Origin of the sequence: Geobacter anodireducens (genome assembly GCA_001628815.1) — a bacterium.
In the GTDB taxonomy this organism is placed as follows: Bacteria; Desulfobacterota; Desulfuromonadia; order Geobacterales; family Geobacteraceae; genus Geobacter; species Geobacter anodireducens.
The window spans coordinates 1,968,949-1,990,955 of record CP014963.1 but is presented as its reverse complement, the minus strand read 5'-3'; the positions used below and the strand labels follow the sequence as shown (position 1 = coordinate 1,990,955).

Sequence of the window (22,007 nt, the reverse complement as noted above, 5' to 3'; positions counted from 1 at the left end):
ACTAGAAAGTGGGCTCAGCAGCTCACTTTTTTTGTTTTTTGAGGTTTTCGATTCATGCAGAAGGATGATGTTGTCAGTCGGATAACAGTGGTTGCCGAGCAGTTGCTCGCCCCTCAAGGGTTGGAGCTTGTGGAGGCTGAGTATAAGCGTGAGGGGCGGCAGATGGTTCTGCGTCTCTTCATTGACAAGCCGGAGGGGGTAACCCTGGACGACTGCGCTGCGGTAAGTCGTGAGTTGTCTGAAATCCTCGATGTCGAGGATGTTATTCGCGAGCACTATATGTTGGAGGTCTCTTCGCCCGGCCTCAATCGTCCCCTCAAGAAAGAGGCGGACTACGAGCGTTATGCGGGGCGCCTTGTCAAGGTGCGCACATTCGAGCTCCTGGCGGATGAAGAGGGGAACCGGCGCAAGACGTTTCTGGGCGATCTCGTCGGCCTCTCCGACGGAGTCGTCACCCTTACGCTTCGGGAAGGGCAGTTGGCCCGCATCCCTCTGGACAAAATAGCTAAAGCCAACCTGGAATTCGAATTTTAGAGAGATCAGCTCAAGGAGATTGGACGTGGAAACGACCTTCAACCTCAAGCACATTATTGACCAGATCGTCAAGGAAAAGGGGATCGACCGGAACATCGTCGTTGAGGCCCTGGAACAGGCGGTGCTTACTGCTGCGAACAAGAAGTTCCGCAATACCCGCGATCTTGAGGCCCACTATAACCCGGAAGTTGGCGAGGTTGAGCTCTTCGAGTTTGTTACCGTGGTCGACGAGGTTCAGGATTCCTACAAGGAAATCGACATGGAGGAAGCCCGGGAGATCGACCCCGACGTGGAGGTGGGCGACTCTCTCGGCATGAAGCTTGATGCGAGCGGTTTCACCCGCATCGCGGCCCAGACCGCCAAGCAGGTCATCATTCAGAAGGTGCGCGAGGCGGAGCGGGAAACCATTTTCAACGAGTTCAAGGATCGGATCGGCGAACTGGTGACCGGCGTTGTGCGCCGTTTTGAAAAGGGTGATCTGGTTGTCGATCTCGGGCGCGCCGAAGCGGTGCTTTCCCACAAGGAGCAGGCGCCGCGCGAGGTATATCGCCAGGGTGACCGGGTCAAGACTCTGATCACCGACATCCGGATGACCCCCAAGGGCCCCAGATCGTCCTGTCGCGCACCCATCCCGGCGTCCTGGCCAAGCTTTTCGAAGCGGAAGTTCCGGAGATCGCCGAGGGGATCGTGGAGATCAAGGCGGTTGTGCGCGAACCGGGCAGTCGGGCCAAGATTGCGGTCTACTCCCATGATTCCGACGTGGATCCCGTTGGTGCCTGCGTGGGCATGCGGGGTAGCCGCGTGCAGAATGTGGTGTCCGAACTGAGGGGCGAGAAGATCGACATCATCCCCTGGTCCGAGGACGCGGCCCGCTTTGCGTGCAATGCGCTGCAACCGGCCGTGGTGTCGAAGGTGTACATCGACGACGAGAACCGGTCCATGGAGATCATCGTCGCCGACGACCAATTGTCGCTGGCCATTGGCAAAAAAGGGCAGAACGTGCGGCTTGCCGCAAAGCTTACCGGCTGGCGTATCGATATCAAGAGCGAAACCACGGCCGCTGAGGCGGAGTTGCTCCAGTATTCCTCCTATGATGGCGCTACGGAAGAGGTTGCCGAAGAGGCTGCCGAAGAGGCCCCCCAAGCCGTTGAGGCCGCAGGAGAAGTGGTTGCCGAGGAGCAGGCGGAAGTATAGGGTATGGGGGGAGACGAGCCACGCAGATCCTGCATCGGCTGCCGGCAGGAGAGGGGCAAGAGCGAACTGCTCCGTTTCGTTCTTGATCCCGAGGGAAGAGTCGTCCCCGATATCGTCGCCAAGCTTCCCGGCCGCGGTGCATATACCTGTCCCGATCCTGTCTGTGTGCGTGCTGCCATAGCGCGGAAGCAGTTTGCGCGGGCCTTCAGGGGGGAGGGTAGCGTTGCCCCTGCGGATACGCTGATCGCTGAGATACGGGCACGTCTCGAGGAGCGGATATCCTCGTATGTGGCCTTGGCCAACAAGGCAGGCAAGGTCGTGTCGGGAAGCGACACGGTGATGGAGCGCCTTCGGCGCGGTGACCGGCTTGGTCTCGTGATCCTCACGGAAGACATTTCCGCTGATATTGGTGAAAAAGTGACTTCCCTGGCCGAACGATACCAGGTACCTTGTTTCCGCCTCTTGGACAAGGATCGGGTCGGCGCTCTTCTCGGCAAGGGGTTGCGGAGTGTCGCGGCAATCGGGGAGAGCGGCTTTGTCCCTATAATTCTGAAAGAATTAGAACGTTACGGTAATTTCCTTGATGGGGGTGCGGTTGATGAGCAAAACCCACGTGTATGAACTGGCAAAGAAAATGGGGATTGAAAATAAGGAGCTCCTTGCCCGACTCAAGAGCCTTGGCATCGAGGTGAAAAACCACCTGTCGGTGCTGGAGGAAGAAGATGTCCGCAAGGTAACCGCGCCGCCTGCCGCGCCCCCGAAGAGTGGCCCCCAGGAAGAAGTCCGCGTGACGACAACCGTCATCCGTCGTCGCCGTGTGGCAGAGGTCGCTCCCGTCGAGCCGCCGGTCGAGGCTGCTGTCCCTCCGGCCGAAAGCGCAGCCGCACCGGTTGAAATCGAAGGAGCCACGGGGGCTGCCGACCAGGCGCCGTCCGTTGTCGAGCCTTCGGTGGGGCAGGAGCCAGTGGCCGCTCCGGCGCAAGAGCAGGTTACATCTGTTGCCGAGTCCGCCCCCGAGCCCCCGGTTGTGCAAAAGGCTCCGGTCGCGCCCGTCGCCCCTCCTGTGGATGACAGGCCCACGCCCAACAGGGCGCGGATTCTCGGCCGGGTCGAGCTTCCAGGCATCACGACTCCTGCACCCAGGTCTGCGGACAGGCGCGAAGCGACAGCGCCCAGGAAGCGGATCGAAGAGCGTATCATGACCCCCTCTCCGGCCGAACGGCCGGCGTCTGCGGGCGATGACCGCCGCAGGGCGGGAACTCCTCCGCCCCCTCCTCGCAAGGGCAAGGAGTTCGTTGCTCCGGCCGAGCCCGACAGGGGCGCCAAGAAGCCCGGCGGAGGCGGTGCGGGCAAGAAGAAGGAAGCGTTCAAGAAGGCGGAACTTCTTGAGAAGCGTGAACGGATCTTTGAGCCCGGGCCAAAGACGGGCAAAGGCAAGAGACGCGAGAGGGATATGGTCTCTCTCGGCAGAAAGACCGAAATCACGGTGCCCAAGGCCATCAAGCGGATCATCAAGATTTCCGAGTCGATTACCGTCGGCGAACTGGCCAAGCGGATGGGGATCAAGGCGACCGATCTGATTCGGCTCCTGATGAAGATGGGGATGATGGTCACCATCAATCATCCCCTCGATGTGGACGCCGCTACCCTGGTTGCGGCTGAATTCGGGTACGAAATCGAGAACGTTGCGATCGATGTGGACGAGATGCTCGAATCGGTGCCTGACGCGCCTGAGAACCTCAGGAAACGGCCGCCCGTGGTCACCATCATGGGACACGTCGACCACGGCAAGACCTCACTCCTGGATGCGATCCGCGAAGCCAACGTCATCGCCGGTGAGGCCGGCGGCATCACCCAGCACATCGGTGCCTACGATGTGGAACTAAACGGCCGGAAGATCACCTTCCTCGATACGCCGGGCCACGAGGCGTTTACCGCCATGCGCGCCCGCGGCGCCAAGGTGACCGACATCGTCATTCTTGTGGTGGCCGCTGATGATGGTGTGATGCCGCAGACCCGCGAGGCGGTGAACCACTCCAAGGCCGCCGGAGTTCCCATCATCGTTGCCATCAACAAGATCGACAAGCCCGAGGCAAAGCCCGAGCGGGTGAAGCAGGAACTCATGGAATTCGGTTTGGTTTCCGAGGAGTGGGGCGGTGAAACCATCTTTGTCGAGGTTTCGGCGAAGAAGAGGATCAATCTGCCGGAACTGCTCGAAATGGTGCTCCTCCAAGCCGACGTGATGGACCTGAAGGCCAATCCGGGCAAGGACGCCCGCGGCACCATCGTGGAGGCAAAGCTCGACCGTGGCCGCGGCCCCGTTGCTACGGTGCTTGTTCAGGAAGGAACGCTCAAGGTCGGGGATTACTTCGTGGCCGGCGTCCACTCGGGACGGGTCCGCGCCATGCAGAACGATCGGGGCGAAAAGGTCGCCGAAGCAGGCCCCTCCATGCCGGTGGAAGTCATCGGCTTTACGGGGGTCCCCGATGCGGGCGATGTGTTCATCAGCCTTACCGATGAAAAGCGTGCCAAGGAAATCGCCTCCCATCGTCAGCAAAAGTTTCGCGAAACCGAACTTGCCAAGCACAGCAAGATGTCGCTGGAGCAACTCTACGACAAGATCCAGAAGGGCGAGGTCAAGGACCTCAACGCCATCGTCAAGGCCGACGTCCAAGGCTCCGTGGAGGCTGTTTCGGAATCGCTGCGCAAGCTCTCCACCGATGCGGTAAGGCTCAACGTCATCCATTCCTCGGTCGGTGCCATCACCGAAACCGACGTCAACCTGGCCTCGGCGTCCAACGCCATCATCCTCGGCTTCAACGTCCGGCCCGAGCCGAAGGCGTCCGTCCTTGCCGAGAAGGAAGGGGTCGATATCCGTCTCTACAACATCATCTACGATGCGGTGGAGGATATCAAAAAGGCCATGGAAGGGCTCCTCGAGCCAACCCTGCGCGAGAAGTACCTGGGCCGGGCCGAGGTCCGGGAGGTCTTCTCGGTGCCCAAGATCGGCAACGTGGCGGGCTGCTACGTCCAGGACGGCAAGATGATCCGCAACGCCCAGGTGCGGCTGCTGCGGGACAACGTGGTCATCTATGAAGGCAAGATGTCCAGTCTGCGCCGCTTCAAGGACGACGTCAAAGAGGTTGCCACCGGCTACGAGTGCGGTATCGGCCTTGAGAACTACAATGACATCAAGATTGGTGACGTTATCGAGGACTTCGAGATCGAGAAAATCGCCACCACTCTGTAGAAAGGGAGTGCTGAGCGCACGTGCGGTTCCGTAGTCCTGCGACCGCCGGTCGTTCTGTGCCGTGCCTTATGTTCAATCGTTCAGAAAAAGTAGCCGAGGCGATCCATGAGCTCGTTTCGGGCCTCATCGTCAAGGGCATGAAGGATCCCCGCATCGGGTTCATCACCATTACCGGCGTGAAGGTTACCGATGATATCCGCCAGGCGACCATCTATTACACGGTCATGGGCGATGATGAGGCCAGGGCCTCCACGGCCCAGGGGCTTGCGAGCGCAACCGGTTTCCTGCGCCGGGAGATCGGAAAGCAGCTCAGGCTCAAATTCGCACCGGAGCTTCACTTCAAATACGACCGGTCAATCGAGTACGGCAACCGGATCGATCAACTGCTGAAAGAAATCGAGACTGAGAAAGGTTCCGATGATTGAAAGCATCCTCCGCGAAATTCGGACTCACCGTAGTTTCCTGATCACTACCCACGAGAACCCTGACGGCGATGCGGTCGGGTCATCCCTTGCCCTTGCCGGATACCTCAAGGGCTTGGGCAAGGATGTTACCATCCATTTCTGCGACCCCGTGCCCGAGTTGTACCGGTTTCTCCCCTTGGCGGGCAGTGTCCGGCATGACCTGCCGGATCAGGATTTCGACGTGTGCTTCGTTCTCGATGTGGGGGAATTTCGCCGTGCCGGCACACTTGTGAACGAGTGCCGCCGCATCGGCATGTTTATCAATATTGACCACCACCTCACCTGTGACCGCTTCGGCACCATCAATTACATTGATTCCGCAGCCGCGGCCAGCGGGGTGCTGGTCTACCGGATTATCAAGGCTGCCGGCCACGACATCGATTACGACACGGCCCTGGCACTCTATACTTCCATAATCACCGATACCGGCTCTTTCCGCTACTCGAACGCAAACCCCGAGGCCTTTGCCATTGCGGGCGAGTTGGTCGCCACAGGCATCAATACGTGGTCCATTGCCGAGAAGCTCTATGAAAGCCAGCCGCGTCAGCGTCTGGAACTTCTTGCGCTTGCTCTCTCGACGCTTTCCTTTTCCGCGAACGGGGATTGCGCCTCAATCACCGTGACTCTCGACATGTACGAGAAGGTTGGAGCCTGCGCCGAACTGACCGACGGTTTCGTCAATTACCCCCGTTCCATCAGAGGGGTGGAAGTCGCGGTCTTCTTCCGCGAGATCCAGCCGCAGTTGTTCAAGGTCGGATTCCGTTCCAAGGGCAAGATCGATGTGGCGAGCCTTGCCGCAGCCTTTGGTGGCGGCGGGCACCACAACGCGGCCGGCTGTACCCTGACCGGTGGTCTGGCTGAAGTCAGAAAGCGGGTCTTCGATCATCTGGAGACCGCTCTCTGATTTTCATGGACGGCTTTATCGTCATCGACAAACCGGCCGGTCTCACCTCCCATGATGTGGTTGCGAGAGTCAGGCGGACCCTTCGGCAGAAGAAGGCCGGCCACACCGGCACGCTCGATCCATTCGCCACCGGTGTTCTGCCCGTTGCAGTCGGCGAGGGGACAAAGGCGATCCCCTACCTGGATGAATCAACCAAGGTGTACCGAGCCACGCTGATGCTCGGCGCTGCCACTGATACCCAGGACCACACCGGCCAGGTTGTTCATGCCGGCGACTGGCAGCACCTGGAGTCCCAGACAGTTCGTGATGTCATCTCCTCGTTCACGGGCAAACTCAGCCAACTGCCCCCCATGTTCTCGGCCCTCAAGCGCGATGGCGTCCCCCTTTACAAACTCGCCCGCACCGGCAGGGAAGTCGAGCGTGAACCCCGTGAGATAGAGATCTTCTCACTGGTCATTGACGCGATCGATCTGCCGCTGGTGACGTTTACCCTGTCCTGTTCGCGCGGGACTTATGTCAGGACGCTGGCCCACGACATGGGCGAGCGCCTCGGCTGCGGTGCTCATCTGACTGAGTTGCGCCGGTTGAGCAGCGGTCTCTTCGATCTGGACCGGGCCATATCCCTTGAACGGCTTAGCGCGCTGGCCGAGGCCGGCAGTCTTGCTGATGTCCTTATGTCACCCTCCGAAGCACTGGGACATCTTCAGGCATTGCCGCTCACCGCCCAGGGCGCGGAACGTGTCAGGCGTGGCATCACCCCTGGCTGCGAGGACGTTGAGCATGGGGCGGGCACGGGAGTTCCGGCGGGGACTCGCCTGCGATTGCAGAGGGACGGAATCGTTGTTGCTGTGGCGGTTGCCCTTACCGGCCTGTGGGCCAATGATACCAAAAACCTAAGGCTTTTAAGGGTGTTTAACTAGGTTTTCCCCTTTACAGGAAGCACCCTTTGTGATACAAACACACGTTACTGATCATTCTGGCGCAGCAGTGCGCCGCCATGCATCACATACTCACAATCTCTTAGCAAAGGAGGTGTTGCAAACGTGCTGGTAACTGACAAAAAGAAAGAGATTATCACGACCCACAAGCTTCACGACAGTGATACGGGCTCGCCCGAGGTGCAGATCGCGCTTCTTACCGAGCGGATCATCTACCTTACCGAGCACTTCAAGGTGCACAAGAAGGATCACCACAGCCGTCGCGGACTTCTGAAGATCGTCGGCCAGAGAAGAAGGCTCCTCGATTATCTCAAGAAGAAAGACGTCGAGAGGTATCGCTCGATCATCGAGAAGCTCGGCATTCGTCGCTAAGATGAGGCAGTATACTCCGCGCCGGGGTATATTGCCTCTCCTTTTTCTGCCCTTTGTCTTCACTGTCGTGCCCTGTGGTTGTTATCGCATCCGGGGGTAAGCAGTGTGGGCACTGTGGCGCAACCGGTTTCTGGAGATGGGCCTGATGGCCCATTTATTTTGTCTGTTGGGGGCGTGGATGGAGTGACCGACCGCATTGTTCTTCGGTCGCTCCATCGACGGCCCCAACGCACCTATTTACACAGGCTGGGAGGCCAACGAACATGATGGAACACACCATGACTGAACACAGGGTTAACGTAGAATTCGGCGGACGGACCATAACGATCGCAACGGGCAAGTGGGCCAAGCAGGCCAGTGGTGCCGTGGTGGTGAGCTGTGGGGACACGGTGGTTCTCGTGACTGCTGTGGCGACAAAAACGGCCCGCGAAGGCAGGACTTTTTTCCTCTGACGGTGAATTATCAGGAAAAAGCGTATGCCGGCGGCAAGATTCCCGGCGGCTTCTTCAAGCGTGAAGGGCGTCCCTCCGACAACGAGACTCTCACGTCCCGCTTTATCGATCGCCCGATCCGCCCGCTTTTCCCCGAGAGTTTCCTGAATGATACCCAGATTATGGCGACTGTTGTCTCGGCGGACCAGGATAACGATCCCGGCATCCTCGCCATGATCGGCGCGTCTGCTGCCCTTGAGGTCTCCGATATTCCGTTCCTCGGCCCCATCGCCGGCGTCAAGGTCGGGCGCGTGGACGGTCAGTTCGTGTGCAATCCCACGGTAGAGCAGGTGGAGAAAAGCGATCTTGAGATCGTTGTCGCGGCAAGCCGTGATGCGGTCATCATGGTCGAGGGGGGGGCTGCAGAGGCGTCCGAAAAGGATGTCCTGGAAGCCATTTTCTTCGGTCACGCCGCTGTTCAGCCGATTATCGAGGCCCAGACCGAACTCCGGAAGCTGGCTGGCGTTCCCAAACGCGAGGTTGCGGCCACGTCCGTTGATGAGGCCCTGAAGGCGCGGGTGAAAGAGCTTGCCTATGCCGGGATCAAGGAAGCCGTCCGGATTGTGGCCAAGCAGGAGCGTCACAACCGCATCGGCGAGATCAGCGCGCAAACCCTTGAAGCACTTCTGCCCGAGTATGAAGGCCGCGAATCGGAAATTAAGGGGTTCCTCGGCGACTTCGAGTATGAACTCGTCCGCGAGCACATCATCAAGGACGGCTACCGCATTGACGGCCGTGACACCACAACCATCCGTCCCATCAGCATCGAGGTCGGCATGCTGCCGCGCGCCCATGGTTCCGCCCTCTTTACCCGCGGTGAAACCCAGGCCCTCGTGGCATCGACTCTCGGTACCTCCATTGATGAGCAGCGGATTGATTCACTGTACGGCGAGACCCGCAAGCGTTTCCTCCTGCATTACAACTTCCCGCCGTTCTCGGTTGGGGAGACGAGCTTTCGCCTTGCTCCGGGCCGGCGCGAAATCGGTCACGGCATGCTGGCTGAAAGGGCCCTCGAGCGCGTTATGCCCAAGCACGAGGACTTTCCCTACACCATCCGCATTGTCTCCGATATCCTCGAAAGCAACGGTTCCTCCTCCATGGCAAGCGTGTGCGGCGGCGCACTGGCGATGATGGATGCGGGCGTGCCGATCAAGGCCCCGGTGGCGGGTATTGCCATGGGCCTCATCAAGGAAGGGGAGGGCGTCGCCATTCTTTCCGACATCCTCGGTGATGAGGATCATCTGGGCGATATGGATTTCAAGGTGGCCGGCACCGAAGCAGGGGTAACCGCCATCCAGATGGACATCAAGATTACCGGCGTCACCCGTGAGATCATGGAGAAGGCCCTGCTGCAGGCCCGTGACGGCAGGCTCCACATCCTGGGCAAGATGAATCAGGCTATTGCCGCTCCGCGGGCCGATCTCTCTCCCCATGCTCCCCGCATCACCACCATCTGGGTCAAGACCGATAAAATCCGCGACGTTATCGGGTCCGGCGGCAAGAACATCCGTGGCATCACCGAGGCGACCGGCGTATCCATCGACATCGAGGACAGTGGCCGTATCAATATTGCCAGCACCAGCAAGGAGGCCTGCGATAAGGCTATCAAGATGATTCGCGACCTCACGGCCGAGGCGGAAGAGGGCAAACTCTACATGGGCACCGTCAAGAAAGTCATGGATTTCGGTGCATTCGTGGAAATCTTCCCCGGTACCGACGGACTTGTCCATATTTCCGAACTGGATACCGAGCGGGTAAAGAACGTTACCGATGTGCTGAATGAGGGCGACAAGGTGCTGGTAAAGTGCATCGGCATTGACAAGCAGGGCAAGATAAAGCTGTCGCGGAAAGAGGCGCTCGGCGCCGTGCTGCCCGAATAGGGCAGGCGCTGGCATAATGCTCCAGTCCGGGTATAGTTTTATCCATGGTCAATAAAACAATCCTTGACAATGGCGTGCGGATCATCTCCGAATACATGCCCCACGTCCATTCCGTCTCCATTGGTATCTGGGTAGCCAACGGCTCCCGCCATGAACGGCGGGAGCACAATGGCGTCGCTCACTTTATCGAACACCTGATGTTCAAGGGAACGGAGCAGCGCAGTGCCCTTGATATTGCACGTGAAATCGATTCGGTGGGCGGCGTGCTCAATGCGTTCACGAGCCGCGAGTACGTCTGCTATTACGCTAAGGTACTCGACAAATTCCTTCCAAAGACAATTGATCTTCTTGCCGACATCTTTCTCAACTCAGTCTTCGACTCCGAAGAGATCGAGAAAGAGCGGAAGGTGATCCTCCAGGAAATCAACATGCTGGAGGACACGCCGGATGATTACGTTCACGATCTGTTCCACCGGAGCTTCTGGCGGGGACATCCCCTCGGCCTGTCGATTCTCGGCAGCGTAGAGAGCATCGAAGGGCTTTCGCGGGATGCGATCATTACCCATCTGAGAGAAAAATACCGCTCTGACGACATTATCATTGCTGTGGCCGGCAACGTACGCCACGACGAACTCCTGAGCCTGGTGGACGGTCTCTTTGGACAGGTTCCCACCGGCTCGGGCCGGGATATCTGCCATCTGCCCGCTTACGAAAAGCAGGTTGAGGTAGTGGAAAAGGATTTGGAACAGGTTCACATCTGTCTCGGCACCAAGGCATTTCCTCAGAATCACCCGCGTCGGTTCGAAGTCTATCTGGTCAATACGCTTCTCGGTGGCAGCATGAGCTCCCGACTGTTCCAGGAGATCCGCGAGCGGCTGGGTCTTGCCTATTCGGTCTATTCCTACGTGGTTTCCCACACGGATGCGGGCTCGCTTGTTGTGTACGCCGGTACAAGTCCGGCAAAGCTCGACGATGTGCTCGACATCGCCTTTGCTGAGCTGAAGCGTCTGAAAACGGAACTTGTTCCGTTCACTGAGTTAGAGTCGGCCAAGGAGCAGATAAAAGGTAACATCTATCTTTCCCTGGAAAGCTCCGACAACAGGATGACTAAGCTCGCTAAAAACGAAATTTATTTCGGACGCTATATTCCTATTCATGAACTGACGGATGGATTCGACTCCGTAACAAGTCAGGGTGTTCTCGAACTTGCCGGCGAGATTTTTGACGAGCGTTATCTGACTCTTGCCCTCATGGGCAAGGTTGACAGTGCTGCGTTTGATGTCTCGCGGCTTGCGCTTTAGGTGGCCGGTCCATGCAGCCTTGCTTGGTAAAGATTCGCCGGGTTCGGCCCGGTTCGGCTCTCCCCCATCCCCGCTACATGACCCCCCATGCCGCGGGGATGGATCTCTGCGCCGATGTGGATGCCGATCTGGTGCTTAAACCCGGAGAGCGGGCGCTTGTTCCCACCGGCATTGCCATAGCCCTGCCTGATGGCTTTGAGGCGCAGGTCCGGCCCAGAAGCGGTCTTGCCCTCAAGCACGGAATTGCTCTCGTCAACTCGCCGGGCACCATTGACCCCGACTATCGGGGCGAGATCGGCGTAATCATCATTAATCACGGTGCTGACACCTTTGTCGTAAAGCGGGGCGAACGGATCGCCCAGATGGTATTTGCGCCCTTCGCCCGGGCCGAATTTCAGGACGTGGACGAACTGGATGAGACCGCCCGGGGTGACGGCGGGTTCGGTCACACCGGGCAATAATCCCGGAAAATAAAGTGTACTGCTGCCACTGACGGAGATATGCCATGCTTCTCTCCATTAATCCCGACAATCCGCAGGCACGACTTGTCTCCCATGTGGCTCAAGTTCTTGGTCGTGGCGGGGTCATCGCGTATCCGACCGACACGACCTATGGGATCGGTTGCAGCATTTTCAGTAAGAAGGGGATCGAACGAATCTACCTTCTCAAGCAAAGGGAGAAGAAAAAGCCCTTTTCCTTTATCTGTTCTGAGCTCTCAGAGGTGGCCCGCTACGCCAAGGTCAGCAATTACGCCTATAGAATTTTGAAGCGTTATCTGCCGGGGCCCTACACCTTTGTGATCGATGCGACGAGCGTGGTCCCCGATCTTTTAGTAACCAAGCAGAAGACGGTTGGCATCCGAATTCCCGACAATCGCATCTGCATAGCGCTCGTCAAGGAGCTGGGGCACCCGATCGTTACAACCAGTGCGAACCTCTCGGGGGAAGAGCCCATCGGTGATCCGCTTGAAGTCGAGAGAACCCTTGGAAAACAGCTCGATCTCGTTGTGGATGGTGGGAATCTCACCGCCGATGTCAGCTCGGTGGTGAGTCTTATCGGCGATTATCCCCAGGTGCTGCGCCGTGGGATCGGCGATGTGAGTTGGTGCGGCGAATAGCATGAGAAGGCGGACGCTCCGGGTGGGGATATACGCCCTTTCGCTGGCGGTAGCCCTCGTTACGGTGGCTACTTTTTTCCACGAGCAGATAGCAGGGGGATTCGGCCTTTCTCCTTCCGCTGCCGGTCTCTTTGTATCTCTCGGTTTTTTGGGAGGGGGAATCGCCGGTGGCTGCGGAGTTGTGCTGGCTGTTACCGGTCTGTTTCTCAGGGCCGGTCCGGTACGCGAGCGCTCCTGTCGCATTGCTCCGAGCCTCGTCATTCTCTGTGCTGTTACTTTTATCTTTATCCTGCTGCTGGTGGCGCATTTCCGCGGGGCAGAGAGTCCTCCTCCGCTCCGACCGGGTGAAACCATCACCATGTGAGAGATTCCACCTTTCGTGGATGCGATAGACCGAAATTGCTTGCAATAATGGATGGAATCGGATAGAACTAGCAGAATCAACCGCCTGAAAGGGCGGTTTTGCTTTTGCCTCATTTTTCTTGACAATCGGAACCCGTTCCTTATACTGAGTGGCTTCTGTTGCCACCATGAACAGCAGGTCGCGGTGAAAATAAGAGTCGACGACATAAAAGAGCAGCCAAGGGTTCTCCGCTCCGAGGAGCCGCTTGAAACGTTCCCTGGCTTGTTGCCGTTCAGGATGCGGGTGAGTGCGGATTTCTCTCACCGGTGACGGTGGAGTTGGCAGTCGCCAGGGAATATGATCACATCAGGGTCAAAGGGAACCTGAAGACCCGGATTCGGCTGAATTGCTCCCGGTGTCTCGGTGATTTTGAAGCCGACCTCGCTTCCGTTTTCACGATGTTCTATCGTAAAGAAGACCGCGTCGCATTCGACGAGGAAGAGGTTGAACTGGCAGAGGAAGATCTGATCTCGATTGCCTATCAGGGGGACGAGATTGATTTCGCTCCGGAGATCGCCGAGCAGGTGATCATGGAGTTGCCGCTCAAACCCCTGTGCCAAGAGTCCTGCCGGGGGCTGTGCCCCACATGCGGAGTTGATTTGAATGAAGCGGAGTGCACGTGCGCCGGTTCGTCATTCAGTCTGAAATTCAGTGCACTCAAGGATTTTAAGGTCGACAAGTAGAACCACAAAAGGAGACATTCCATGGCTGTACCCAAGAAAAAGACATCCAAGTCCCGTAAAAACATGAGGAGATCCCACGATTCCCTTACCGCTCCGGCAGCTTCCGTTTGTCCCCAGTGCAAGAGCCCCAAGCTTTCCCACCGCGCCTGCGCTTCCTGCGGCACCTATAAAGGGAGAGAAGTGGTCAAGACCGAAGAGATCTAACCTGCCTGCGCGTGTAGGTCTGATTCATTCTTGTCTGGGAGTACCATGAGAGTTGCTGTTGATGCGATGGGAGGCGACAATGCCCCTACCGTCGAGGTTGAAGGTTCTGTCGTAGCAGCACGTGAATTCGGCATACCCATCACCTTGGTCGGTGATACGGAAAAGCTTCGTCAGGAGCTTGCCAAGCACAATGTACAGGGGCTTGATATAGCCATTCACCACGCCAGCGAGGTGGTCGGCATGCACGATGCTGCATCCGACGCCGTGCGGCGCAAGAAGGATTCCTCGATCCGCGTCGCCTTTGATCTCGTGAAAAGCGGCGAGGCAGAGGCCGTGGTGAGTGCCGGCAATTCCGGCGCCACCATGGCGGCAGGCATGTTTGTCCTCAAGCGGCTCAAAGGGATTGACCGTCCGGCCATCGCACAGATATTTCCCACCCTGCGCGGCAAGACCCTTGTTCTTGACGTGGGGGGTAATGTTGACTGCAAGCCGATTCACCTCGTGCAGTTCGCCATAATGGGCGAAGTGTATGCCCGCCACGTCATGGGTGTGGAGCATCCCCGCATCGGACTCCTTTCCAATGGGGAAGAGGACAGCAAGGGGAATGAACTCACTCGCGAAACCAATGCAATCCTGAAAAATATTTCCTTTGACTATGAAGGCTACGTGGAAGGGCGCGACATCTTCAACGGCATGGTCGATGTGGTCGTCTGCGACGGTTTTGTGGGCAATGTTGTGCTGAAGCTTTCTGAAGGGCTTGCAGAAACGGTCGGGAAGATGTTGCGCGAGGAAATAGCAGGCAGTCTGCTGTCCAAGCTTGGCTATCTGTTTGTCCGCAAGGCATTCAAGAACTTCAAGAAAAAGGTTGATTACGCCGAATACGGCGGTGCACCCCTGATCGGCATCAACGGCGTCGCATGATCTGCCACGGCGGTTCGAACGTGAAGGCCATCAAGAACGCGATTCTCTTCGCTCATCAATATGTGTGCAAAGGGGTCAACCAACGGCTCGCCGAGAAGATGGAAACCGAGTTTACGGCCTACATGCAGCAGTGCGACGCTGTGAAGGAAGCAGCAGCGGGTTAGAAAGGTCACGGATGATGAAAGCAAGGATTGTCGGGACCGGTTCTGCCGTTCCCTCCAAGGTGCTTACCAATTTCGATCTGGAGAAGATGGTCGATACCTCTGACGAGTGGATAACTACGCGCACCGGGATCAAAGAGCGCCGCATCGCCGCTGATGGAGAGTATACCTCCACCTTTGCAACGCAGGCAGCGGAGCGGGCGCTTGAGATGGCCGGAGTCGCTGCCGCTGATATTGATCTTTTGATTGTTGCGACAATTACGCCCGATTTCCCATTTCCCGCCACTGCCTGCGTGGTCCAGAGCAATCTCAAGGCCGCCAAGGCGGCTGCCTTTGACCTGTCCGCCGCCTGTTCCGGCTTTATCTATGCATTGGCTCAGGCATCCAATGCAATCAGGGCGGGTTCCGTCCGCAAGGCTCTGGTCATTGGTGCAGAAGCCCTGTCGCGGATCATCGACTGGACAGATCGCAACACCTGTCTCCTTTTCGGCGACGGCGCCGGTGCCGTGGTTCTCGAGGCATGCGATGATGGCCGCGGTGTCCTGTCAACCCATCTTCACAGTGACGGCTCATACTGGGAATTGCTCTATCAACCCGGTTGCGGCAACAGAAATCCCGCCGTCCAGAAGACTCTTGACGACCGTCGTATCTATCTCATGATGCAGGGGAACGAGGTTTTCAAACTCGCCGTGAGGGCCATGGAGGATGCCGCCCTTGAAGCCCTTGATGCAAACGGGCTCACGCCTGCAGACATTTCGTTGTTCATCCCCCATCAGGCCAATCGCCGCATCATTGATGCCATCGGCAAACGCCTCGGCCTGCCGGGCGAAAAGGTCTACGTCAATCTCGACCGGTTCGGCAATACCTCGGCGGCATCCATTCCGCTGGCACTGGACGAAGCTAACCGCTCGGGCCGGATCAAGCCCAACGATGTAGTGGTATTCGATGCCTTCGGTGGCGGGCTTACCTGGGGATCGGCACTGGTGCGCTGGTAACGGACCAAGCAAGGAGCTATCAATGAGCAAGCGTGCATTCATATTCCCCGGCCAAGGGTCCCAGTATGCCGGAATGGGCAAGGATCTGGCCGATACCTTTCCGGTTGCCCGTCAGGTCTTCGAGGAAGCTGATGATGCCCTCGGCAGCTCCCTTTCCCGACTCTGCTTTGAAGGTCCCGAAGAGCAGTTGAAGCTCACCGCCAATACTCAGCCCGCCATCCTGACCACAAGTGTTGCTGCATTCAGGGTGCTTCAGGCTGAAACGGGACTCACCGCAGACTTCCTGGCAGGACACTCTCTCGGCGAGTACTCGGCGCTTGTGGCTGCCGGGGCACTTGGCTTTGCGGATGCTGTCCGGACGGTTCGAGCCCGCGGCACCTTCATGCAGGAGCTGTGCCGGTTGGAGAGGGGGCAATGGCCGCGATGCTCGGAATCGAACCGGCTGTTCTTGCCGAAATATGCGCCGAAGCGGCCCAGGGTGAGGTCGTTTCTCCCGCAAACTTCAATTCGCCCGGCCAGATCGTCATTGCCGGAAACACCGGTGCGGTCAACCGTGCCATTGAGATTGCCAAGCAAAGGGGTTCCGCAAGGCGATGCTCCTGCCGGTGAGTGCTCCCTTCCATTCGAGCCTCATGGTGCCTGCCGGTGAACGGCTTGCCGAGGTTCTGGCAGCGGTTGCGGTCGGCGATCTGGTCGCTCCCGTGGTGACCAACGTGGAGGCAACGCCCAACTCCGACAAGGGAAGGGTAAAAGAACTCCTGGTCAGGCAGGTAAGCGCTCCGGTGCTCTGGGATGCCTCGGTGAGGGAAATGGTTTCGCTCGGCGTCACCCGGTTTGTGGAGATCGGGCCGGGCAAAGTTCTGTCGGGGCTGGTCAAGCGGATCGAGAAGGAAGCGGGTACCGCCAACGTCGAGGATACGGCCGGTATCAGGCTCTTGCCTAAGGAGACGAGAATGAGTCTTGCTGGAAAAGTCGCAGTGGTTACAGGAGCTTCTCGTGGCATCGGCAGGGAGATCGCCCTCCGGCTCGCCCGCGAGGGCGCTGACGTTGCAGTGACCGCTACAACCCTCGACAGTGCCCGGAAAACCGCGGACGAGATAGAGCAGATCGGCCGGAGAGCCCTCGCGCTGGCTGTGGACGTGGCGGACGCGGCGGCTGTGGAAGCGCTGTTCGCCTCGGTGGTAGCCGCTTTCGGCAAGGTGGATATCCTTGTCAACAATGCCGGCATTACCCGGGATGGCCTGCTGTTGCGGATGAAAGATGCCGATTGGGATGCCGTGCTCGACGTGAACCTCAAGGGCGCCTTCAATTGCACGCGGGAGGCGGCAAAACTCATGGCCAAGGCCCGTAGTGGCCGCATCGTCAATATCGGCTCTGTGGTAGGCGAGATGGGGAATGCGGGGCAGGTCAACTATTGCGCCAGCAAGGCAGGGATGATCGGAATGACCAAGGCTGCCGCCCGGGAACTGGCCAAGCGCGGCATTACCGTCAATGCCGTCACCCCCGGTTTCATCGAAACGGATATGACGGCGGTTCTTTCCGAAAAGGTACGTGAGTCGCTCATGCAGCAGATTCCGCTGGAGCGGTTCGGTGCCCCCGAGGATATTGCCAACGCGGTCCATTTCCTCGTGTCCGACATGGGGAGTTATATTACCGGTCACGTCCTGTCCGTTAACGGCGGGATGTACATGTAGAAAAATATCTTTTGAAATTTAGGCGTTTCGTGGTATGTAGCTAGAAACATTACCCGAAGACTCAAACCAAACGGAGGTGAACAAGCATGTCGTCAATAGAAAAAAGAGTCAAAGAGATCGTAGCCGAACAACTCGGCGTCGATGAGGCGCAGGTTACGAACGATGCCTCCTTTATGGATGATCTGGGGGCGGACTCTCTTGACACTGTCGAACTGGTGATGGCTCTCGAGGAAGAGTTCGATATCGAGATTTCCGACGAGGACGCCGAGAAAATCCAGAACGTTCAGGATGCCATCGATTACATCACCGAGCACACCTAGCACACAGGAGGGGAAGGAGAACCTTCCCCTTTTTCACAGCACGCGGCCTTTGGGCCGCGTCCGCGTGCATCCGCATGTGAGCTTCAACGGCTCCGTGGCGGATGCGTTCAGATTCACGACCATCGGGAGCACATATCTATGAGAAGAGTAGTGGTGACGGGAGTCGGCGCCGTATCTCCGCTCGGAGTCGGCAACGCCGCCAACTGGGATGCGCTCGTTTCAGGAACGTCGGGCATTGGGCACATAACCCGCTTTGACGCCTCCGACCTGCCGGTAAGGATTGCCGGCGAGGTTAAGGGCTTTGATCCCGAGCAGTACATCGACAAGAAAGAGGTCAAGAAGATGGACCTCTTCATTCAGTACGCCATGCTGCTGCCCATTACGCCATGGAAGATTCCGGCCTCAAGATCACCGAGGAGAACGCGGAGCGTACGGGTGTCCTGGTCGGCGCGGGGCTGGGCGGTTTGCCGACCATCGAAAAGTACCACGCCGCCATGCTCGAAGGCGGGCACAAGAAAATTTCCCCCTTCTTCATTCCAATGCTGATCATCAACCTTGCACCCGGCCACATTTCAATCAAGTACGGGGCCAAGGGACCCAACCTGTCGTCGGTATCCGCCTGCGCCACCGGTACACACTCCATCGGCGATGCATACCACATGATCAGGCGCGGCGATGCGGACGCCATGATTGCCGGCGGTACCGAGTCCACGGTGACTCCCCTCGGAATTGGCGGTTTTGCGGTCATGAAGGCTCTTTCCACGCGTAACGACGATCCAGCCGCTGCGTCGCGTCCCTTTGAAAAGAATCGCGATGGTTTCGTTCTCGCAGAGGGGGCAGGCATCGTCGTTCTTGAGGAGTATGAGGCTGCCAAGAAGCGCGGGGCCAAAATTTATGCCGAGATCGTCGGCTATGGTCTCACGGGCGACGCTACCATCTCACCGCTCCGGCACCGGAGGGAGAAGGTGCTGCGCGGTGCATGAAAATGGCTCTCAACAACGCCGGGGTCCGTCCGGAAGAGGTGGACTACATCAACGCCCATGGCACCTCCACCCCCTTCAATGACTACTACGAGACCCTTGCCGTCAAGAGCGTGTTCGGTGACCATGCGAAAAAGGTTATGGTGTCCTCCACCAAGTCCATGACCGGTCACCTGCTCGGCGCAGCCGGCGGCGTTGAAGCTGTCTTTACCCTCATGGCCATGGACAAGGGTGTGATTCCGCCGACTATCAACTACCTGGAGCAGGACCCCGAGTGCGATCTTGACTACGTTCCCAACACCGCCCGGGAGAAGTCGATCACATACGCCCTCAGCAACAACTTCGGCTTTGGGGGCACGAACGCGACGCTGCTCTTCAAGAAAGTATAGGGGGGCACGGGGTGATAGTCGTCGGGAGCGATCACGGTGGTCTGGAACTGAAGGAAGCGGTTAAGCGGCTCCTTGCCGAGCGGGGGGAACCCTTCGAAGACTGCGGAACCGATAACGGCAACTCGGTTGATTACCCGGACTTCGGCATCAAGGTGGCCCGAAGGGTATCCAATGGCGACGCGGAGAAGGGGATTCTCTTCTGCGGCACCGGCATCGGCATGTCGATCGTTGCCAACAAGTTTCCCCGGGTGCGTGCGGCCCTTGCCACCGATGCCTTCATGGCACGCATGGCCAAGGAGCATAATAACGCAAACATCCTGGTCCTCGGTGGCCGGGTGCTCGAGGAGGCCGCGGCCCGGGAGATGGTCATCGCCTGGCTCGACGGGGTGTATGAAGGCGGCCGTCATCAGGGACGGCTCGACAAGATTGCGGCCCTGGAGCGGGAACTGATGAAGTAGACATCGCGCCTGATCGGCGGTTGCATGAAGTCTGATACGGGACTGGATACGGTCCCGTTTTCCTTTTTCCCACTTTTACAAGGAGACCTGACATGTCGATTCTCGAAACCTTTGACCCGCAGGTAGCTGAGGCGATCCGCCATGAAACCGAGCGGCAGGAGTACAACCTGGAGTTGATCGCTTCCGAAAACTTCGTTTCCGAGGCGGTACTGGAAGCCCAGGGCTCGGTAATGACCAATAAGTATGCCGAGGGATACCCCGGCAAGCGCTACTATGGTGGATGCCACCACGTGGACGTGGTGGAAAATCTCGCTATCGAGCGGGCCAAGGAGCTTTTCGGTGCCGATCATGCCAACGTCCAGCCCCATTCGGGCTCCCAGGCAAATATGGCGGTCTACTTTTCGGTGCTCAAGCCCGGCGACACCATTCTCGGGATGAACCTGTCCCACGGCGGCCACCTGACCCACGGCAGCCCCGTGAACTTTTCGGGCCGTTTCTTCAACGTGGTTCCCTACGGCGTGTCCCAGGAAACCGAAACGATCGACTTCAATGAGGTGGAGCGTCTTGCCCTGGAGCATAAGCCGAAGATGATTGTTGTGGGGGCCAGCGCCTATCCCCGGACCATCGACTTCACCGCCTTCCGCACCATTGCCGATAAGGTCGGCGCGGTTATCATGGTTGATATGGCTCACATCGCGGGCCTGGTTGCGGCCGGTCTCCATCCGAACCCCGTTCCCTACGCGGAATTCGTGACCACCACCACCCATAAGACCCTCAGGGGGCCCCGCGGTGGGATGATCCTGTGCCGCGAGGAATACGCCAAGACGCTCAATTCCAATATTTTCCCAGGTATCCAGGGAGGGCCGCTCATGCATGTCATTGCGGCCAAGGCCGTTGCCCTCAAGGAAGCCCTCCAGCCCGAGTTCAAAGCGTATCAGGCCCAGATCGTGAAAAACGCCAAGGCCCTTGCCGACGAGCTGGTGAAGCGCGGGTTCCGGCTTGTGTCCGGCGGCACCGATAACCATCTGATGCTGGTTAACCTGACCGGCACCGAACTGACCGGCAAGGTGGCGGAGGAGTCTCTGGATAAGGCCGGCATCACGGTGAACAAGAACACGGTGCCCTTCGAGACCCGTTCGCCCTTTGTCACCTCCGGTTTCCGGATCGGCACTCCCGCAGCCACTACCCACGGTCTCAAGGAAGCTGAAATGGCTAATGTGGCGGGCTTCATCGCAGAGGCACTGGCCAACGTGGACAATGATGCCAAGCTTGTTGAGATCAAGGGGAGGGTCAATGCACTCATGAAGCGTTTTCCCCTCTACGCCCACCGGCTTTCTTAAAGGTATTGGTCTGATTCGCCTGAAAAGGGGGATGCCGCGCGGCATCCCCCTTTTTCTTTGCTATGCTTCTATGGTTATGCGGTCGAGTGGGGCGCGGACCCTTCGCGAACGGGAGGTCAACAATGGCAAGAATTCTGACCGGCGTTGCACTGATGGCGTTTCTTGTTTCGGCCGGTACCGTCCAGGCCCTGGAAACCCGTGTCGATGTGCGGGTGAGGACCAAGGATGCAAAGTTTCTCGGAACGAGCATGGGAGGGGCTTTGATAACCATCCGCAATACCGACACCGGCGAGTTGCTCGCCACGGGTGTTACGGCGGGAACCACTGGCAATACCGCTACCATTATGGTCAACCCGCATGTGAGGGGGGGCGTGTTGTCGGACGCACAATCCGCCCGGTTCAGGGCTGTTCTGGATATCGATGTGCCCACCCGGATTGAAGTGCGGGCGGCAGGCCCATTAAGCCAGAGGCAGGGGATGGGAGAGGCTTCGGTGACCCAGTGGCTGATTCCCGGCAGGCACGTGACCGGCGGGGACGGTCTTGTCTTGGAGTTGCCGGGGTTTGCCGTTGATGTACTCGATCCGCCGGCCAATCATACCGTTACTCTTGCGGATGGATTGGCCACCGTGACCGTGCGGGCCAGCGTCATGATGATGTGCGGCTGTCCGGTTTCGCCGGGAGGGCTCTGGAATGCCGACGGCTACGAGATCCGTGCAATGGTAAGGCGGGACGGCTCAGCCGCGGAAGAGGTGCCGCTCCATTTTGCCGGGGAGTCGAGCCTGGTTATGGGAGAGCTTACGGTCAGACAGCCGGGAGTATACGAGGTAACGGTCTATGCATTTGATCCGGCCAACGGCAATACCGGCCTCGACCGGACGACCTTCATCGCCCAATAGGCTCGTTTCGGCACGCTCCGGACGCATTTGCGCTTGACGCACGTCCATTTTTTTGAACAAATGCACAGATCGTGTTCAACCGTTGACGGGGTTCCTCGTTACGATGATTATGATCAAC

At 58.3% G+C, this 22,007-nt stretch carries 18 protein-coding genes and 6 pseudogenes; all 24 read left to right on the top strand.

Going from position 1 to position 22,007, the window contains the following annotated elements:
* Positions 1–54: 54 nt before the first annotated feature.
* The 24 genes and pseudogenes from A2G06_09075 (at position 55) to A2G06_08960 (ending at position 21,889) form a co-directional block, all read left to right on the top strand.
* Entirely contained in the window at positions 55–534 is a 480-nt protein-coding gene (locus tag A2G06_09075; protein ANA40419.1) for a ribosome maturation factor, read from the top strand.
* 25 nt (positions 535–559) lie between these two features.
* A pseudogene (locus tag A2G06_09070) lies at positions 560–1,728 on the top strand (transcription termination/antitermination protein NusA).
* 3 nt (positions 1,729–1,731) lie between these two features.
* Positions 1,732–2,349, top strand: a complete 618-nt coding sequence (locus A2G06_09065) for a 50S ribosomal protein L7 (protein ANA40418.1) — start codon at positions 1,732–1,734, stop codon at positions 2,347–2,349.
* Positions 2,327–4,978, top strand: coding sequence for a translation initiation factor IF-2 (locus A2G06_09060; protein ID ANA40417.1), 2,652 nt, complete (start codon positions 2,327–2,329; stop codon positions 4,976–4,978). The genes A2G06_09065 and A2G06_09060 overlap by 23 nt, the downstream gene beginning before the upstream one ends.
* Positions 4,979–5,046: 68 nt before the next feature.
* The gene (locus A2G06_09055; GenBank protein ANA40416.1) at positions 5,047–5,403 is read left to right on the top strand and encodes a ribosome-binding factor A; all 357 of its coding nucleotides are present in this window, start codon (positions 5,047–5,049) and stop codon (positions 5,401–5,403) included.
* Positions 5,396–6,346, top strand: a complete 951-nt coding sequence (locus A2G06_09050; protein ID ANA40415.1) for a phosphoesterase — start codon at positions 5,396–5,398, stop codon at positions 6,344–6,346. Before A2G06_09055 ends, A2G06_09050 begins: the two co-directional genes overlap by 8 nt.
* Before the next feature lie 5 nt (positions 6,347–6,351).
* The gene (locus A2G06_09045; GenBank protein ID ANA40414.1) at positions 6,352–7,266 is read left to right on the top strand and encodes a pseudouridine synthase; all 915 of its coding nucleotides are present in this window, start codon (positions 6,352–6,354) and stop codon (positions 7,264–7,266) included.
* Positions 7,267–7,389: 123 nt separating this feature from the next.
* Complete coding sequence (locus tag A2G06_09040) at positions 7,390–7,656, top strand: 30S ribosomal protein S15 (GenBank protein ID ANA40413.1); 267 nt, start codon at positions 7,390–7,392, stop codon at positions 7,654–7,656.
* A gap of 278 nt (positions 7,657–7,934) precedes the next feature.
* Positions 7,935–10,027: pseudogene (locus tag A2G06_09035) on the top strand (polyribonucleotide nucleotidyltransferase).
* A gap of 44 nt (positions 10,028–10,071) precedes the next feature.
* Complete coding sequence (locus A2G06_09030; GenBank protein ID ANA40412.1) at positions 10,072–11,328, top strand: zinc protease; 1,257 nt, start codon at positions 10,072–10,074, stop codon at positions 11,326–11,328.
* Between the two features lie 11 nt (positions 11,329–11,339).
* Positions 11,340–11,789: a deoxyuridine 5'-triphosphate nucleotidohydrolase gene (locus tag A2G06_09025; GenBank protein ID ANA40411.1), complete on the top strand. Its 450-nt coding sequence runs from the start codon at positions 11,340–11,342 to the stop codon at positions 11,787–11,789.
* A 44-nt stretch (positions 11,790–11,833) separates the two neighbouring features.
* On the top strand, positions 11,834–12,445 hold the full coding sequence (locus A2G06_09020; GenBank protein ANA40410.1) for a threonylcarbamoyl-AMP synthase: 612 nt from the start codon (positions 11,834–11,836) through the stop codon (positions 12,443–12,445).
* A gap of 1 nt (position 12,446) precedes the next feature.
* Positions 12,447–12,809 carry a hypothetical protein gene (locus A2G06_09015; protein ID ANA40409.1) on the top strand — a complete coding sequence of 121 codons (363 nt, stop codon included), beginning with the start codon at positions 12,447–12,449 and terminating at the stop codon, positions 12,807–12,809.
* Positions 12,810–12,992: 183 nt separating this feature from the next.
* Positions 12,993–13,531: pseudogene (locus tag A2G06_09010) on the top strand (hypothetical protein).
* 21 nt (positions 13,532–13,552) lie between these two features.
* Entirely contained in the window at positions 13,553–13,735 is a 183-nt protein-coding gene (locus tag A2G06_09005) for a 50S ribosomal protein L32 (GenBank protein ANA40408.1), read from the top strand.
* A gap of 45 nt (positions 13,736–13,780) precedes the next feature.
* Positions 13,781–14,820: pseudogene (locus A2G06_09000) on the top strand (phosphate acyltransferase).
* Positions 14,821–14,831: 11 nt separating this feature from the next.
* Complete coding sequence (locus tag A2G06_08995) at positions 14,832–15,812, top strand: 3-oxoacyl-ACP synthase (GenBank protein ID ANA40407.1); 981 nt, start codon at positions 14,832–14,834, stop codon at positions 15,810–15,812.
* Between the two features lie 22 nt (positions 15,813–15,834).
* A pseudogene (locus A2G06_08990) lies at positions 15,835–16,750 on the top strand (malonyl CoA-acyl carrier protein transacylase).
* A 15-nt stretch (positions 16,751–16,765) separates the two neighbouring features.
* The gene (locus A2G06_08985) at positions 16,766–17,506 is read left to right on the top strand and encodes a beta-ketoacyl-ACP reductase (GenBank protein ANA41640.1); all 741 of its coding nucleotides are present in this window, start codon (positions 16,766–16,768) and stop codon (positions 17,504–17,506) included.
* 86 nt (positions 17,507–17,592) lie between these two features.
* Positions 17,593–17,826, top strand: coding sequence for an acyl carrier protein (locus A2G06_08980; GenBank protein ANA40406.1), 234 nt, complete (start codon positions 17,593–17,595; stop codon positions 17,824–17,826).
* A gap of 138 nt (positions 17,827–17,964) precedes the next feature.
* Positions 17,965–19,195: pseudogene (locus tag A2G06_08975) on the top strand (beta-ketoacyl-[acyl-carrier-protein] synthase II).
* 11 nt (positions 19,196–19,206) lie between these two features.
* The gene (locus tag A2G06_08970) at positions 19,207–19,653 is read left to right on the top strand and encodes a ribose-5-phosphate isomerase (GenBank protein ANA40405.1); all 447 of its coding nucleotides are present in this window, start codon (positions 19,207–19,209) and stop codon (positions 19,651–19,653) included.
* Between the two features lie 92 nt (positions 19,654–19,745).
* Entirely contained in the window at positions 19,746–20,993 is a 1,248-nt protein-coding gene (gene glyA / locus A2G06_08965; GenBank protein ID ANA40404.1) for a serine hydroxymethyltransferase, read from the top strand.
* Between the two features lie 122 nt (positions 20,994–21,115).
* Entirely contained in the window at positions 21,116–21,889 is a 774-nt protein-coding gene (locus A2G06_08960) for a hypothetical protein (protein ANA40403.1), read from the top strand.
* Positions 21,890–22,007 lie beyond the last annotated feature (118 nt).